Below are 13184 nucleotides of genomic sequence, written 5' to 3' on the forward strand. Positions count from 1 at the left end.
GCACGCGAGAGGTGCGCACCGGGGACCGGCTGAGGCTTGCCGGCCGCTGGCGGCTTCACTGTCTGGCGGGTTCGGCGGGCGTGGCTGGCGGGGCGTCGATGGTCGTGCGCAACGGCAGTTCCCTGATCAGCAGGGCGAGGACGAGGGCGGCTGCCATCACTGCCGCGGCGGTGAGGAAGGCGATGTCCAGGGCGCTGGTGAAGCCCTGTCGGAAAGGCAGGGCGAGAACAGGATGCAGGTGTTGCAGGAACGCCGTGTCGTTGAGGGCGGACTGGCCGCCGGCCGAGGCCAGGCGCAGGAGCCCGGCCTGCTCGGGATGCTGCGCCACAGCGGCGCGGAAGGCGGGGGCGGATCTCGCCGTCGCGTAGGCCGACCTGATCGTGCTGTCAGCCGTGGAGTAGGCAATGGACAGGAACACGGCCGCGCCCGCGGCGCCGCCCACCTGCCGGAAGAACGTGTTGGATGACGTGGCGACGCCAAGGTCGGCCTGGGTCAGCGCATTCTGCATGGACAGCGTGATGGTCTGTGCGTACAGACCCGAGCCGGCGCCGAACAGGAACATCGCGGACTCGACATAGGGGAGGGGCGTCTCGGCGGACAGCCGCCACAGCAGCAGCATGCCGGCCAGCAGCAGAAACGATCCCGTCACCGGCAGGATCTTGTAGCGGCCGGTTCGCGAGGTGAACTGGCCGGCGATCACCGAGCCGGCAAGTGTGCCGGCAGCCTGCGGCAGCGTGAGCAGGCCCGCCTCGGTGGGCGAATACCCCTTGACGAGCTGCAGATACAGCGGCAGCAGGACGATGCTCGCGAACATCCCGATGCTGGAGACCAGCGCCTGCCCGGCGCCGACGGCGAACGCGCGGTTGCGAAACAGCCGCAGCACCAGCAGCGCGCTGTCGCCCGCGCGCCGCTCTGCGAGCAGGAACCCGGCGATCCCCAGCGTCCCGATCGTGTAGCAGGCCACCGAGGCCGGCGCGCTCCAGCCCCAGGCCTGCCCGCGCTGTGCGACCAGCAGCAGCGGGGCCGCCGCGATCATCAGGGTCAGCGTGCCGGCCAGGTCGACGCGGCGCTGACGCCGACGCTGGTGACCTGACCGCAGCACCCTGGTCACGACAGCGCAGGCGGCGATGCCGACCGGGAGGTTGATCAGGAAGATCCACCGCCAGCCGTCCACGCCGAGCAGCGTCCGCTGGCCGGCCAGCGCGCCCCCGGCCACCGGGCCGGCGACACTGGCCACGGCATAGGTGGCGACGAAGTAGCCGCCGTACCTGGCGCGCTCCCGCGGCGGGACGATGTCGCCCAGCACCGCCGAGGTCAGCGTGAGGATGCCCCCGGCACCGATGCCCTGCACGGCACGGAAGACCGCCAGCACGGGCATCGAGGCGGCGAACGCGCACAGCACGGACCCGGCGAGAAACACGCCGATGGCGACCAGGAACAACGGCTTACGGCCGTGAGTGTCCGACAGTTTGCCGTAGACCGGGACGGAGATCGTCGAAGTGATCAGAAACGCGGTCGTCACCCACGCCTGAGCCGCGAGCCCTTTCAGGCTCTCGCCGATCCGATACATCGCCGCGGCCACGACGGTCTGATCGAGCGATGCGACGAACGTGACAAGCATCAGCCCGGCAAGAATCACCAGCACCTGACGCCGGCCATAGCCGTCCGACAGGGTCACTTATACTCCTTACGGTTGTCATGGGGTCCCTTGGCGCCGCTCATCAAACCGGAGCCTGTCTCACGGTGTCCAACAGCCGACACGCCGACGGAAAACAACCAGGAGTTGTTCATGGAGCTGGACCTCGGTGCCGTCAGGACCTTCCTCGCCGTCGTCGACGACGCGCATTTCACCGAGGCGGCCGCCCGCGTGGGCATGACCCAGCAGGCCGTGTCCAAGCGAATCGCCAGGCTGGAATCCGACCTGGGCGTCCCCCTGCTGACCCGGTCCCGCGCCGGGGTCAAGCCGACCGAGGACGGCGCGGCCTTTCTCCCACACGCCCGGGCACTGATCAGCCTGGCCGATCAGGCTGCCGAGATGCTCCGCGCACGCCGCCGCCCCCTGCGCATCGACGTGCTCGGACGTGGCGCGGCATCGATGGACATGGTCCGGGCCTTCTACGAGGCCGGCGACGTCGACGTCGACATCGTCGTCTCCCGGGGCGCCCCCTCGCGGGGGTCGATGCTCGCCGACGGCTCGGTCGACGCGGCGTTCGGCCGCACCACGGAGCCACTTCCTCCAGGGATCGAGCGCGTCCCGGCCTGCCTGGAGCCGATCCCCATCTTGGTCGGCCGCCGGCACAGGCTCGCCAGGCGTAGGCGCGTGCCGATGGAAGAACTGTCGGGCCTGACGGCGTGGATGCCAGGCAACGCCCGCGACAGCGAGTGGGCAGATTACTACCGCTTCCTCAGCGCCGAGTTCGGCGTCCAGATCGACAGTTCCGGCCCGTTCTTCGGCCGTGACCACATCACGGAGAGAATCGCAGCCTCACCGGACCTCATCACGTTCGGCAACAAGAGGCAGTACCCGATACCCCCGGACCTGGTCGAGATCTCGGTCACCGACCCCACGCCGGTGTACCCCTGGTCCCTCATGTGGCACGAGGCGAACCGCCACCCGTCGCTGCCGCTGCTCATCGCCCACGTGAAGGACCGCTACCGCCCCTTCGCCACCCGGAGCCAGTGGCTGCCCGCCCCTGACCGCCCCCTCTTCCCAGCAGGTCCCGAACCAGCCCTCTAGGTTCTGTGGCCAGGCCATCGCTCCTTTCCGGGGCCGGATCAGACGTTCAGCACCAGCGTGGGGTCCAGTGTCAGGGTGGCCACAGCCAGTCCGAGGAACACGATGGCCAGGAAGAACTGGGGCGCGAAGTCGTAGACCCGTAGGTGGGTGTAGAGGGCGCAGACGAAGTAGAGGACGAGGCCGGCCGCGGCAGCCGTACCGATCAAGGGCACGCCGAGGAGGCCGAGCGTCAGCCCGAGCGCGCCTGCGGCCTTGAGCGCCCCGATGGGAAAGACCAGCCACGTTTCTGGCACTCCGGCCCTTTGCAGCGCGGGGCCGAGGGTCCGCATGATCGGCTTGAGACGGGTCATGGCGGCGAAGCCGGAGAAGGTGTTCGCGGCGATCGTCAGGAGGGCGGTCACGACGTAAACGGTAGACACGGGAACTCCAAGGAACGTCTGGTGACGGCGCGAGTTGCCGGCACCTGGTCACCCTGAGAGGACCTCCGCAGCGAAAAGTGTGACATGTGCTGGTTTGTCGCCGGCGAGATCCGCCAGGCGTATGAGCATCTGGTCAGCGATGGGCCCACCTTCGCTCCTGGGCGGCAGCAGCCCACGCTGCGCAACGGCGACCTGGCGCTCACCTCGGTGCGCCTGCCTGACGGCGGTGTCACCGTCGAGGTGGCTCGCCGCCAGGACGACGGCACGTGGTTGTGGGTGATCGACCAGCCCAGCCTTCTGGGATAGGTCAGCGCCCTCCGTTGATGACTGCCAGGTGAACGGTCTGCGAGCCGGCGGTCATCGAGCGCGTGGCGGGGTTCTGGCGCCGCTGCGCTACCACGGCCGCCAGTCGCTATGCACCTGGAGATACCCGAAGGAGGCCACGAAATCCACGCCTCCTGGTTGTACGCTCGCCTGCGAACCTGAGCATTCGACCCGAGAGCAGGCCCGGTTGTCCAACAATCGACACACCGATTCACCACATTCAACGGTTGTGGAAGGGGTCGCGGCGGATCTTGACCTTGGCGCGGTTCGCGCCTTCGTCGCCGTCACCGAGGACCTGTACTTCAGCGAGGCCGCGGCCCGGCTGGGAATCAGCCAGCAGGCCGTCTCCAAGCGGATCGCGAAGCTGGAGTCCGACCTTGGCGTCAGGTTGTTCTTCCGATCCCGCAACGGGGCCGACCTCACCGAGGACGGCAGAGTATTCCTGCCGCACGCGCGCGCCCTCGTCGGCATCGCCGACCAGGCACTCGAAGTGCTGCGCGGGCGGCGCCGCTCACTCCGGGTCGATGTGCTCGACACCCGGCTGTCGTCCGTCGATCTGATCCGGGCGTTCCACCAGACCGTCGAGGACGTGGACATCGACGTCACCACTTCGAACGGGCTCAGATCCGCGCGCCGCGCGCTCGTCCACGGGTCCCTCGACGCCGCCTTCGCCCGGGTCAGCGGGACGCTGGAGGAGGAGCTCAGGCACGTGCCGGCGCACCTTGAACCGCTGCATCTCCTGGTCAGCCGCGACCACTCCCTCGCCGGCCGACGGGAGGTGGAGATGGAACAGTTGTCCGGATCGACCGTGTGGATGCCCGGCAACGTCCCGGACAGTGAGTGGGCCGAGTTCTACCGCCTCCTGAGCGAAGCGTTCGACGTCCGGATCGACACTTCGGGGCCGGACTTCGGCTGGGAGTACTACGTGGAGGAGATCGGCGCCGGCGGACGCATCGGGTTCGTGGGGGAGCGGATGCGGGTGCCCTGGCATCCGCGCACCGTCCAGATCCCGGTCGTCGACCCCGCGCCGGCCTACCCGTGCTCGCTGCTCTGCCACCGGCAGAACCATCACCCGGTGCTGGCCCTGCTCATCAGCTTCATCGTGACCAACTTCCAGCCGTTCGACCCGCGCAGCCAGTGGCTGCCGGACCCCGACCGTGCCGCCTTCACCATGGGCCCCAGGCTCCATTAGGAACTGCCTGCGCCGATTGCCAACAGTTCTTCGCGAAGAACTCTTTGCGAAGAACTGTTGGCGGTCTACGCTTCGAGACATGGCGGATTCTCATGAGAGCGCGGTCGTCCTCGACGCCAAGGGCTTGCGGGCGCTGGCCCATCCGGTACGCGTGCAACTGGTGGACCTGCTGCGCAAGCACGGCCCGTCCACCGCCACCCGGCTGGCCGAGCGGCTGGGGGTGAACTCGGGCACGGCCAGCTATCACCTGCGCAGGCTCGGCGCGGCAGGTTTCGTCGAGGAGGACACCGAGCGCGGCAACGCCCGCGAGCGCTGGTGGCGCTCGATCCACCGGATCACCCGGCTCACCGACGACGAGCTGTCCGGACACGAGCCGGAGGCGGTGCTGGCCTACATGCAGTCCGTGGCAGCCCTGTACAACATGCGCACCCAGCAGGCGCTGAACGAACTGCAGACCATGCCGAAAGAGTGGCGGCGCGTACTCGACCTCAGCTCCATCGCGCTGCGCCTTACCCCAGAGGAGGGGCAGCGGCTGCGCGAGGAACTGGAAGAGGTCATCTCCCGCTACCGCCGCGACATGCCCGGCGAGGTGGCGCCTGAGGGCGCGGTACGGGTCTCGCTGATCACGCAGCTCCTGCCCGAGCTGCCGGAGGGGTCGTGACGGGGGCGCGCGGGTCGTTACGCCCGATGGCCGGGGTGCTCGCGGCCATGGCGGTGGCACTGACCGGGACGCGGGTGTCGGCCATCGCGCTGCCCTGGTTCGTGCTGACGAGCACCGGGAGCGCGGCGCAGACCGGGGTGGTGGCGTTCGCGGAGATGGCCCCGTACGTGCTGGTCAAGGCGCTGACCGGGCCGCTGGTCGACCGGGTCGGGCCGCGCCGGATCTCGTGGGTGGCCGACGTGGCCAGCGCTGCGGCGGCCGGGGCCGTGGTCGCGCTGCACGCGCTGGACCTGCTTCCGCTGGGCGCGCTGATCGCCCTGGTCGCGGTGGTCGGTGCAGCCCGCGGGCCCGGTGACCTGGCCAAGGAGATCATGGTTCCTGAGGCGGCCCAGCGCGGGGGCGTGCCGCTGGAGCGCGCGACCGGGCTGATGGGCGTGACCGAGCGGCTGGCCCAGACGGTGGGGCCCGCGGTGGGCGGCGCGATGGTGGTCCTGCTCGGGCCGCTGGCGAGCCTGGGCATCAGCGCCACCTGCTTCGCGCTCGGCTCGGTGGTCGTGGCGTGGGCGCTGCCACGCGACATGGGACACCGCGCTCCCGTTCAGGACGAGGATGAGCGGTACTGGCAGCGGTTCGGCCAGGGCCTGGCATTCCTGCGCGGCGAGCCGCTGCTGCTCGCCGTGGTCGTCATGATCGGTGTCACGAACCTGCTGGATGCGGCCTTCAGCCAGGTGCTCGCGCCGGTATGGGCCAAGGAGTCCGGCCACGGTCCCGCCGTGCTCGGGCTCAACAGCAGCGTGATGGGGCTGACCGCGGTCGGCGGCAGCCTGGTTGCGGCGATGGTGGCGCACCGGATGCGGCGCCGACCGCTGTTCTTCGTGGCCTTCCTGCTGGCCGGGCCGCCGCGGTTCCTCATCCTGGCGGTGGACGCGCCGGTGTGGGCGATAGTGGCGGTGTTCGCGGTGAGCGGGTTCAGCGGCGGGTTCCTCAACCCGATCCTGGGAGCGGTCTCGTTCGAGCGCATCCCACAGCGCCTCCTTGGCCGGGTCAACGCTCTGAAGGACGCGCTGGCCTGGGCCGGGATCCCGCTGGGCGGGCTGCTGGGCGGAGTAGCGGTGGCAGCAGCCGGAGTGGCGCCGGTGCTGCTGGCCTGCGGGGCCGCCTACGCCCTCACCACGAACCTGACCGGGCTGCGGCCGGAGTGGCGGGAGATGGACAGGCTGCGCGGTCGGAGCGCTCCCGTCAGCACCCACAAGCGCTGACACGACGGAACGCGGGCAGCCGCGGCACTGAGGGAGGCGGGGGCTGCGAGCCCCGCGCCAGTGGTAAGGCGCACACGTGGCATGCGTTTTCGCGCGGATTCTCCTGCCTGACGCGACAACATAAGTCAATCCTTTAATTTCGCATGTTTTCGTCCCTATGCTGGGGCCGCCGCCTTGACCTGCGCTCGTGGAGGCGTGCCCCATGCGTAAACGGGCGCTCGTCGTAGCTCCCGTTTACGCCGACCACGCATTCGACAAGAAACAATGAAAGGAGAACTCGGCATGGGTCAGAACATCAGCGAGAAGGCGATTCAGTGCCTGCGGCATCTGGAAGCGTATGACTTCGCCGGCATGCGGTCGATGTGCACCGACACGGCCACCGTGTGGCACAACGACGGTAAGGGGGAGCAGACGATCGACGAGAAACTGGAGCAACTCAAGCCTCTTGTCGCTGCCGTCGATTCGCTGCGGTACGACGTCACCCGCCAGTTCCAGAGTTCGAACGAGGTACTTCAGCAGCAGGTACTTCACCTGGCCATGACCGACGGGTCCCGCGGCGAGGTCCACGCGGCGATGTACTTCCGGTTCAGGGACGGGCTCGTCGACCGGATCGAGGAGTACGCCTACGCCGTGCCAGTCGACGACGACACCACCGGCGACGGCGTCCAGGCGTAGACCGGGCGCCGGCACCACCGCTGAGCCGCCTCTCACCAACTGGTGGCGCCCAATTGCCGGACGAACTCAGCATAAATCGAAGGTAGCGCTGCGGAGTCTTTCCGCCGTGCTGATTCACTTTCCATTCTCGACAGAACAGAACGGCCTGGAGACGGCCGTTCGATATGAGGTCAGCTGATGACGGATTCGCGGATCGACGTGATCGAAGGCGAGATATCGGTGCCGGGAGGCAAGGTCTGGTACCGCAGGATGGGCAACGGCGGCGTGCCGCTTCTGCTTGTTCACGGCGGACCGGGCTATCCGAGTGATGTGTTGTTCGAGGCGTTCGAGCCGCTCGCCCGCGAACGTGAAGTCATCTGGTACGACCAGCTCGGGGTGGGGCGTTCGGATGCGATCGAAGACACCTCTCTGCTGACGGTGGGTCGCTTCCTCGACGAACTCGGTGCGGTAATCGAAGGCCTCGGCCTGGAACGACCGCACGTCTACGGCCACTCCTGGGGAGCCATGCTCGGCCTTCAGTACGCCGCGGAGCGAGCACCCGAGTGGACGAGTCTGATCTGCGCCAACGGGTTGGCAAGCGTACCCCGGTTCGAGGAGGAGGTACGAGCTCTGCTGGCGAAGCTCCCGGGCAATGTACTGGACCGCACCTACGGTCGCGAGCTGCGCGGAGAGACGGATGACCCTGACTACCGGGTCGCCCAAGGGGAGTACATGCGCGCGTGCGTTGTGCGTACCTCGTCGGTGAGCCTCGACCCGGATCTCATGAGCTTGATCACGTTCAGGACGATGATCGGCCAGGCGGACTACCACGTCACGGGAACCCTCAAGGATTGGGACATCTTCGACAAACTCGAACGGATTCGGGTTCCTACGTTGGTCCTCGGCGGCGAGTTCGACGAATGCGTCCCCTCGCACCTCGCGGACATCGCCGGCCGCGTCCCGGACTCCGAGCATGTCACGCAGCCCGGCACCGCCCACATGGGCTATCTCGAGGAGGAGCCGCTTCGTCGCGAATACATCTCCATCATCCAGGACTACATGGTGCGGATCGAAACGCGCTCGCAGCTGTGATCCGCCGTCCAGCCAGGTGATCGTCGGCCGATCGAACAGCGCGGCGGTGAAGCCTCTATTTAGCCATTTAGCTAATGTGCTAACATCCGAAGCATGGTGGATGCCTACGACGAGGCCGGTGTTTTCCGCGCGCTCGCCGATCCCACAAGACGTCAGATCCTCGAAGACCTGCGTGACGGCGAGCTTTCGGCAGGACAGATCGCGAGCCGGTTCTCCATCAGCGCGCCGTCCATCTCCCGTCACCTCGGCGTCCTCAAGGGTGCGGGCCTGGTCACCGAGCGCCGCGACGGCAACCGCATTCTTTACACCCTGGCCGAGGAGCGGCTGGCCACCTGCGTCGGCCGTTTCCTCAGCGCCGTCTGTCCCGAGCAGATCGTCCTGCGCCACACCAAGTGGCGTCGCCTTCCGGAAGGTGAGGGAGCATGAGGCAACCCCGGCTGTCCAGCGTCGTCGAGCGGCGCCTCCTGGTGAATTACCGGCTGACGCCGGAGGTCGCCGCCAGCCTGCTGCCCGACGGGCTCCGCCCGCAGCTCGTGCGCGGCCATGCCGTCGCGGGCATCTGCCTGCTGCGCCTCGGGGACGTACGGCCGAGTTGGGCGCCGAAGGCCGTGGGCTTGCGCAGCGAGAACGCCGCCCACCGCATCGCCGTCGAGTGGGACGGTCCCGGCGGAGTCGAAACCGGCGTCTACATCCCGCGCCGCGACACCGCCTCGCTGCTCAACACCTGGGCCGGCGGGCGTGTCTTCCCCGGCGAACACGGCCGGGCCGACTTCGAGGTCCGCGAGACGCCCGATGAGCTGCGCGTCGCCTACACCACCCGCAGCGGCGACATCCGAGTGGACGTCACCGCCAAGGTGACCCCCGAGCTGCGGGACAGCAAGCTGTTCGACAACCTGCAACAGGCGTCGCTCTTCTTCGAGCGTGGGGCCAAGGGCTACTCTCCAACGTCCACGGGGGCGCTCGAAGGCATGGAGTTGCACACGGGCGCCTGGCAGCTGGACGCCTGCCGGATCGTCTCGGCGCAGTCGTCGTTCTTCGACGGCCTGCCGCAGGGAAGTGCGACGCCGGACTGCGCGCTCGTCATGCGCGAAGTCCCCGTCACCTGGCGTCCCCTGCCGGCCATGCCCCCGGGCCCGTCCACACCTCTCGCGCTTCAGCGCACCTGACGCGGGGGACCTGCACTCCGATCAGCGCACCCAGTCCAGAAATCGCCGCCCGTCCGTCCGAGATGTGATGCCGCAGCTCAGATGAGGGCATCGAGCCGACTTGACGATCGCGTGCGTGGGGGAGCGCGCCACGCAGCCGATCGACGGCACAGGCCGGTGGCGGGTCCAGTGCGCTGGTCATGGGGACGCCCGCGAGGTGGTGTGCTCGTGGATGGCCTGGGCGACGTCCAGCGGGTGCGTGAGCTGGGGATGGTGGCCCGCGCCCGCGATGACGGTGACGGCGGCATGTGGGAGGGCGTCCACCAGCATGCGGCCTTCTGGGGTGAGCGGGTCGTCGGCTCCCACGATGACGTGCACGACCCCTGGGTAGTGCCGCAGTTTGGCCTGAAGGTCGCTTCGCCGCCGCGTTGTTCCGGCGTCGGACAGGAGTCGGGCGACGTTGGCCGCGACGTCGCCTCGGCGCAGGTCTGAGACGCTCGACCGGAGCGCCTCTGCGTGCGCCGCGTCACCGGTGAGCCTTTCTGCCAGCCCCTCGGGGCGGACTCGGCCCAGGTACCACCGGGTCAGCGGCACCCATCGCGAGGCCAGACCGGCTCGCGCCTGGAGGAAGAACGGCGACACCAAGGTGAGTCGATCCACCAGGTCGGGACGGGTTGTCGCGGCCTCCAGAGCAGCCGCCGCACCTACAGAGTGCCCCACCAGATGACGAACGCCGAGCGCGGTCAACCAGTCTGTCCAGTCGTCGCGACGTCCCCCGCTCAGCCCGAGACCGGGAAGGTCTACGACGCGAGCGCGGCCCAAGGTCTCGGCGACCGGCCCCCAGGTGTCGGCGTTCACCGGCAGGCCCGGCAACACCACGGTGGGTGCGTCCGGCTCGCCGAGCTCGAACGTCCGCACACCGGCAGGCGCGGTGAACCGTCGGACGCCGGCCGAGGCGTCCCCGAACCTGTGAGCCGCCAGGTAGTCGGCCCAGCGGAGTATCGACGTGGTGACGTCCGGCATGGCCAGGCCGTGCCGGGCGGCGAAGGCGTTCGCCGGACCCGTGGGGTAGCGGTCGCTGGAGAGGAACGTCAAGGTCTCAGGGTCGGCCTTGGTGAGCCACCGGGGCAGGCGCCTGAGGAGGGGCACCGGGATCCGCGTACGTGGAACCTTGCCTTGGTAGTGCTCTGCGACGAGCGCGAGAAGGTCGGGCAACGCTGGCGTGTCGTCGTCGAGCACCCAGTACGCGGCGCGCTCGGCGTCCTCCTCCAGCGGGAGCAGAGTCATGAACCGGGCGAGATAGTCAGCCGGGACCACGGGGACGAACGTCCCGGCGTTGCCTGGCAGCGCCGCCATGGTGCCCTGCCAGATCTCCTTCACGCTCGACGCGAGGCCCAGTTGCTGGTCGGACTCGCCGGTGGTGCTGTCACCGATCACACTGGCCGGGTTGACGATGGACCACGGGACGCCCAGCTGGTCCGCGGTGGCCTGGAAAACGGCGTCCGCCTCGGCCTTGGACGCTTCGTAGGCTCCCAGGGTTGCGTAGGTCTTCCGCCGTCGCCCGTCACTCCAGGGGACGAGCTCCGGATCCTGCCCTCCGACCCGGTAGCCGGAGACATGGACCAAGCGCCGCAGACGAGGCAACCGCGCCGCGAAGGCGACGATCGCGCGGACGCTGTCGACGTTGGCGCGACGGGCTTCGTCTGCCGACATCCCGAATCGGTAGGTGCCGGCGCAGTTGTAGATCTCGGTGACGTCCTCCCATCGGGTCGCGTCGCCGTGGATCAACGACGGCGCCCCGAAGTCGACGTGGAGATCGGCTGGAGCCTGGTCGTGCCCGTGCTCCGCCAACCACCGGACGAGCCGTCGGTAGGACTCGCGGCTCCGGTTGGCCGCGCTCACCCGTACGCCGGCCTGGCCGAGCGCGAGAATCAGGTGCCGCCCGACGAAGCCGGTCGCTCCGAACACCAGGGCGTGCCGGTCCGCCGGGCTCACGACGACGCCTCCGAGATCAGGGCGTCGGGCTGGTTCACGAGCACGGCGATGGCCTGGGCAGCGCAGCGCAGCGGCTCCACCGACCGCTGGGCACGCGACACGATCATCGCTCCCTCGACCGTGCTGACCGCAGCCGTCGCCAACGTCCGGGCCGCAGGACGAGGATGGCCGTGAGCGGCGAGGAACTCGGCCACGGGCGCGATCCAGGAGTCGAAGGCGTTGGCGCACGCGTCCCGCAGCCGCTCGCTCTGCGCGCCCATCTCCAAGGTGACCACCGACACCGGGCAGCCCAGCTGGAAGTCGCTGTCCGTGAGGATCCCGGCCAGCACGTCGATCACGCGGCGGATGACGTCACCCGGAGTTCCCGGCTCCAGTGCCGCGTCGGCCACGAGGGAGCGAAAGCGAGCGGCCGCGAGCTCGATGGCCTTCTCGCCGAGCGCCTCCTTCCCCTCGGGAAAGTGGAAGTACAACGACCCCTTGGGGGCGTGTGCGTGCTCCACCACGGTGTTGAGGCCCGTGCCGCCGTAGCCACGGGCCTGAATCAGCTCAAGCATCGACTCCACCAGCCGTCCGCTGGTCTTGGCGCCCTTGGTTCCGACCATGGCGACATAATAGACCAGTCTACTTATTTTTCGCCAACGCGGACAGGCAGGGGTGGAAGCGTCGCGCTCTCCGTCCGGCTTCAGCTCTTCAGCAGGTCGGAGAGCGTCCTGTTCAGGCGGGCCGCGCGCCCTGCCGGGGTTCGGGCTTTGAGTAGCGGAAGGATCATGAGGTAACGCGCGGTCTTGTCGAGCGCTTCGAAACGGGCGGCGGCCTGCGGATGCGCCGCGAGCGCGGCGGTCAGGTCGGGCGGGACGGTGGCGTTGCGCTGGGCGGTGTAGGCGGCCGCCCAGCGACCGTCCGCCTGGGCGGCTGCGACCTCCGCCAGGCCGGGCGGACGCATCCGCCCGGCGGCGGCCAACGCCTCCACGCGTTCGACGTTCACCCGCGACCAGGGGCTGCCCTTGCGGCGGCGCGAGTACCGCTGCAGGTAGAAGTGCTCGTCATGGGACTTGCGCCGGCTGTCGATCCAGCCGTAGCACAGCGCGATCTCCAGCGCCTGCACGATCGTGACCGAGTCGGCGGCCGACCCCTTTTTGGCGATCTTCAGCCAGACGCCGTCCTCGCTCTCGTGGTGCCCGGCCAGCCACGCCTCCCACTGGGCGGCGTCCGCGAAGTGCATCACCGGCCCACGACCTCCAGGTAGTGCTGGTTGTACATGACGCCGAGGACGTTGCCGAAGGGGTCGACCACGGAGGCGGTGACGAAGCCGGGACCCCGCTCGACCGGCTCCTCGTATGCCGTGGCGCCCAGGGAGAGCAGCCGTTCGAAGGCGGTCTCGACGTCGTCCACGTGCCAGTAGGTCACCGCGCCGCCGGCCTCCTCGGAGCGGGGGCGGCAGGCGAAACGGCTGTCGATGATGCCGAGCTCGTGCTGGTGGTCGCCGATGCGGAACTCAACGTAGGCGGGCGTCCCCTTGGCGGGGCGCGTGAAGTACGGCTCGATGCCGAGCAGTTCGGTGTACCAGCGGGCGGCAGCGGTGACGTCGTCGGCGAAGAAGCTGACGGTGGTGAGGCCTCGCAGCATCGGGTGGTTCCCTCCTCAGTGGGTGACATCACCCATCCTCCACCTCAAAGTGCTCATCCATTGAGCACTTTGTGGAGGCA

The 13184-nt window shown here is 68.9% G+C and carries 15 protein-coding genes; 9 read left to right on the forward strand and 6 right to left on the reverse strand.

Annotated features, from left to right (window positions below; genetic code table 11):
* Nucleotides 1-55: 55 nt before the first annotated feature.
* Nucleotides 56-1678: an MDR family MFS transporter gene (locus ABT294_RS26135; protein WP_350808883.1), complete on the reverse strand. Its 1623-nt coding sequence runs from the start codon at nt 1676-1678 to the stop codon at nt 56-58.
* A gap of 111 nt (nt 1679-1789) precedes the next feature.
* Here ABT294_RS26135 and ABT294_RS26140 point away from each other — a divergent pair, with 111 nt between their 5' ends.
* The gene (locus ABT294_RS26140) at nt 1790-2737 is read left to right on the forward strand and encodes a LysR family transcriptional regulator (protein WP_350808884.1); all 948 of its coding nucleotides are present in this window, start codon (nt 1790-1792) and stop codon (nt 2735-2737) included.
* A gap of 38 nt (nt 2738-2775) precedes the next feature.
* Here the strand turns inward: ABT294_RS26140 and ABT294_RS26145 are convergent, their stop codons facing one another.
* A complete protein-coding gene (locus ABT294_RS26145) occupies nt 2776-3138 on the reverse strand; it encodes a DoxX family protein (protein ID WP_350808885.1) in 363 nt (120 codons plus the stop codon).
* Nucleotides 3139-3240: 102 nt separating this feature from the next.
* Here ABT294_RS26145 and ABT294_RS26150 point away from each other — a divergent pair, with 102 nt between their 5' ends.
* The 8 genes from ABT294_RS26150 to ABT294_RS26185 all read left to right on the forward strand — a co-directional run bounded on the left by ABT294_RS26150 (nt 3241) and on the right by ABT294_RS26185 (nt 9504).
* Nucleotides 3241-3462 (forward strand): Cif family virulence factor, encoded by a 222-nt coding sequence (locus ABT294_RS26150; protein WP_350808886.1) that lies wholly within the window; start codon nt 3241-3243, stop codon nt 3460-3462.
* A gap of 247 nt (nt 3463-3709) precedes the next feature.
* The gene (locus tag ABT294_RS26155; protein ID WP_350808887.1) at nt 3710-4672 is read left to right on the forward strand and encodes a LysR family transcriptional regulator; all 963 of its coding nucleotides are present in this window, start codon (nt 3710-3712) and stop codon (nt 4670-4672) included.
* Nucleotides 4673-4751: 79 nt separating this feature from the next.
* Nucleotides 4752-5333, forward strand: coding sequence for an ArsR/SmtB family transcription factor (locus tag ABT294_RS26160; RefSeq protein ID WP_350808888.1), 582 nt, complete (start codon nt 4752-4754; stop codon nt 5331-5333).
* The gene (locus tag ABT294_RS26165; RefSeq protein ID WP_350808889.1) at nt 5330-6592 is read left to right on the forward strand and encodes an MFS transporter; all 1263 of its coding nucleotides are present in this window, start codon (nt 5330-5332) and stop codon (nt 6590-6592) included. Before ABT294_RS26160 ends, ABT294_RS26165 begins: the two co-directional genes overlap by 4 nt.
* 282 nt (nt 6593-6874) lie before the next feature.
* Nucleotides 6875-7267, forward strand: coding sequence for a nuclear transport factor 2 family protein (locus ABT294_RS26170; RefSeq protein ID WP_350808890.1), 393 nt, complete (start codon nt 6875-6877; stop codon nt 7265-7267).
* A 177-nt stretch (nt 7268-7444) separates the two neighbouring features.
* The gene (locus tag ABT294_RS26175) at nt 7445-8338 is read left to right on the forward strand and encodes a proline iminopeptidase-family hydrolase (RefSeq protein ID WP_350808891.1); all 894 of its coding nucleotides are present in this window, start codon (nt 7445-7447) and stop codon (nt 8336-8338) included.
* A 93-nt stretch (nt 8339-8431) separates the two neighbouring features.
* Complete coding sequence (locus ABT294_RS26180) at nt 8432-8764, forward strand: metalloregulator ArsR/SmtB family transcription factor (protein WP_350808892.1); 333 nt, start codon at nt 8432-8434, stop codon at nt 8762-8764.
* Entirely contained in the window at nt 8761-9504 is a 744-nt protein-coding gene (locus ABT294_RS26185) for a DUF2071 domain-containing protein (protein ID WP_350808893.1), read from the forward strand. Before ABT294_RS26180 ends, ABT294_RS26185 begins: the two co-directional genes overlap by 4 nt.
* A gap of 177 nt (nt 9505-9681) precedes the next feature.
* Here the strand turns inward: ABT294_RS26185 and ABT294_RS26190 are convergent, their stop codons facing one another.
* The 4 genes from ABT294_RS26190 to ABT294_RS26205 form a co-directional block, all read right to left on the reverse strand.
* Nucleotides 9682-11478 carry an alpha/beta fold hydrolase gene (locus tag ABT294_RS26190; RefSeq protein WP_350808894.1) on the reverse strand — a complete coding sequence of 599 codons (1797 nt, stop codon included), beginning with the start codon at nt 11476-11478 and terminating at the stop codon, nt 9682-9684.
* Nucleotides 11475-12080 carry a TetR/AcrR family transcriptional regulator gene (locus tag ABT294_RS26195; protein ID WP_350808895.1) on the reverse strand — a complete coding sequence of 202 codons (606 nt, stop codon included), beginning with the start codon at nt 12078-12080 and terminating at the stop codon, nt 11475-11477. Before ABT294_RS26195 ends, ABT294_RS26190 begins: the two co-directional genes overlap by 4 nt.
* An 80-nt stretch (nt 12081-12160) precedes the next feature.
* Nucleotides 12161-12700: a YdeI/OmpD-associated family protein gene (locus ABT294_RS26200; RefSeq protein ID WP_350808999.1), complete on the reverse strand. Its 540-nt coding sequence runs from the start codon at nt 12698-12700 to the stop codon at nt 12161-12163.
* Entirely contained in the window at nt 12700-13104 is a 405-nt protein-coding gene (locus ABT294_RS26205) for a VOC family protein (RefSeq protein ID WP_350808896.1), read from the reverse strand. Before ABT294_RS26205 ends, ABT294_RS26200 begins: the two co-directional genes overlap by 1 nt.
* Nucleotides 13105-13184: the final 80 nt, after the last annotated feature.

Origin of the sequence: Nonomuraea sp. NPDC000554 (assembly GCF_040300065.1) — a bacterium.
GTDB lineage: Bacteria > Actinomycetota > Actinomycetes > Streptosporangiales > Streptosporangiaceae > Nonomuraea.

Bases quoted from the DNA above. Each gene is read 5' to 3' on its own strand.
- ABT294_RS26140 (WP_350808884.1), top strand. From the start codon at position 1,790: ATGGAGCTGGACCTCGGTGCCGTCAGGACCTTCCTCGCCGTCGTCGAC.
- ABT294_RS26150 (WP_350808886.1), top strand. From the start codon at position 3,241: ATGTGCTGGTTTGTCGCCGGCGAGATCCGCCAGGCGTATGAGCATCTG.
- ABT294_RS26160 (WP_350808888.1), top strand. From the start codon at position 4,752: ATGGCGGATTCTCATGAGAGCGCGGTCGTCCTCGACGCCAAGGGCTTG.
- ABT294_RS26170 (WP_350808890.1), top strand. From the start codon at position 6,875: ATGGGTCAGAACATCAGCGAGAAGGCGATTCAGTGCCTGCGGCATCTG.
- ABT294_RS26175 (WP_350808891.1), top strand. From the start codon at position 7,445: ATGACGGATTCGCGGATCGACGTGATCGAAGGCGAGATATCGGTGCCG.
- ABT294_RS26180 (WP_350808892.1), top strand. From the start codon at position 8,432: ATGGTGGATGCCTACGACGAGGCCGGTGTTTTCCGCGCGCTCGCCGAT.
- ABT294_RS26185 (WP_350808893.1), top strand. From the start codon at position 8,761: ATGAGGCAACCCCGGCTGTCCAGCGTCGTCGAGCGGCGCCTCCTGGTG.
- ABT294_RS26195 (WP_350808895.1), bottom strand. From the start codon at position 12,080: ATGGTCGGAACCAAGGGCGCCAAGACCAGCGGACGGCTGGTGGAGTCG.
- ABT294_RS26200 (WP_350808999.1), bottom strand. From the start codon at position 12,700: ATGCACTTCGCGGACGCCGCCCAGTGGGAGGCGTGGCTGGCCGGGCAC.
- ABT294_RS26205 (WP_350808896.1), bottom strand. From the start codon at position 13,104: ATGCTGCGAGGCCTCACCACCGTCAGCTTCTTCGCCGACGACGTCACC.